At 51.4% G+C, this 1,731-nt stretch carries 1 protein-coding gene; it reads left to right on the top strand.

All coding sequences use genetic code 11. From position 1 onward, the window contains the following. Positions 1–145: 145 nt before the first annotated feature. Positions 146–1,657 (top strand): acetyl-CoA carboxylase biotin carboxylase subunit, encoded by a 1,512-nt coding sequence (gene accC, locus E5355_RS18985; protein ID WP_016273644.1) that lies wholly within the window; start codon positions 146–148, stop codon positions 1,655–1,657. Positions 1,658–1,731 lie beyond the last annotated feature (74 nt).

Genomic DNA, 1,731 nt, shown 5'->3' with positions numbered 1-1,731 from the left:
CTTGAAAGACCTCTTCGACAAAACTAAATTTCAATATGACAAAGACCGTTTCGGACCAAATGGGCCAAATTTATTTAATGTTTAACTAGTCCCTATTTTTTATGGGACACTAATGATATCCTTTATATATTAAAGAAAAAGTAAAATGATTAAGAAAGTATTGATTGCCAACAGAGGTGAGATTGCCTTGCGCGTCATGCGTTCGTGCCGGGAGATGGGACTGCTTACGGTTGCCGTCTTCTCCGAGGCCGACCGCACCTCTCATCATGTGGCATATGCCGATGAGGCTTATCCGATAGGACCGGCCGTGGCAAAAGAGAGTTATCTGAATATTGAGAAAGTGATTGCCACGGCAAAGCGATGCGGTGCCGATGCCATCCATCCGGGTTACGGCTTTTTGTCGGAGAACTCGGAGTTTGCACGCCGTTGCAAGGAGGAAGGGATTATCTTTATCGGTCCCGCCGCCGAGACGATGGAGGCGATGGGCGACAAGATAGCTGCCCGCAAGCGAATGATTGCGGCAGGCGTACCCGTGGTTCCCGGAACGGAACAACCTTTGCAGAGTGCCGAAGAAGCCGTGCGCATCTGCAACGAGATAGGTTATCCCGTGATGCTGAAGGCGTCTATGGGTGGCGGTGGTAAAGGTATGCGCCTTATCCATAGCGAGAGCGAAGTGGTGGAAGCCTACAACACGGCACGCTCCGAGTCCATGTCCTCCTTTGGAGACGACACGGTCTATCTGGAAAAGTTCGTGGAAGAACCCCATCACATCGAGTTCCAGATATTGGGCGACAACCACGGCAACGTCATCCACCTCTTCGACCGCGAATGCTCCGTGCAACGCCGCAATCAGAAGGTGGTAGAAGAAAGCCCGTCACCCTTCCTTACGCCGGAATTGCGCCGGGAGATGGGGGAGAAGGCGGTTGCCGCAGCCAAGGCAGTGAACTACTCCGGTGCAGGTACCATCGAGTTTTTGGTAGACAAGAACCGTCGGTTCTACTTCCTCGAAATGAATACGCGTTTGCAAGTGGAGCACCCCATCACGGAAGAAGTGGTAGGCGTGGACCTGGTGAAAGAGCAAATCCGCATTGCCAACGACGAGGTGCTGCACCTCAAGCAGGAGGAACTGTTCCAGCGCGGTCATGCTATAGAGTGCCGCATCTGTGCCGAAGATACGGAAAACAACTTCATGCCGTCTCCCGGTGTCATCAAGCAACTGACGGAACCGAACGGAATCGGTGTCCGCATTGACAGCTACGTGTACGACGGCTATGAGATTCCCATCTACTACGACCCCATGATAGGTAAGCTCATCGTATGGGCAACCACCCGCCAGTATGCCATCGAGCGTATGCGCCGTGTGCTCTACGAGTACAAGATTACGGGCGTAAAGACCAACCTTGCCTATCTGAAGCGCATCATGCACGTGCCCGACTTTGTGAAGGGAGAGTACAACACCCTATTTATCGAGAAGAACGCCCGCATGCTGGTACGCACCAATACCACCAACGAAGAGTTGGAGAACATTGCCATGATAGCCGCCTATATGGACTATCTGGTTAATCTGGAGGAGAATGTTTCGGCACAGCTACCCGATGCCCGCCCCATCAGCCGTTGGAGGGAATTTGGCTTGCAGAAGGGAGTGCTCAGGATTTAAGGAATGGATAATTAATAATTAGTAGTGGTGCGATAAAAATCCAACCACTGCGATTAATATATTAGTATTTAGTC

Source organism: Bacteroides muris (ex Afrizal et al. 2022) (assembly GCF_004793475.1).
GTDB classification, from domain to species: domain Bacteria; phylum Bacteroidota; class Bacteroidia; order Bacteroidales; family Bacteroidaceae; genus Bacteroides; species Bacteroides muris.
The sequence above is the reverse complement of the archived record's forward strand: the minus strand, read 5'-3'. Positions and strand labels throughout refer to the sequence as shown.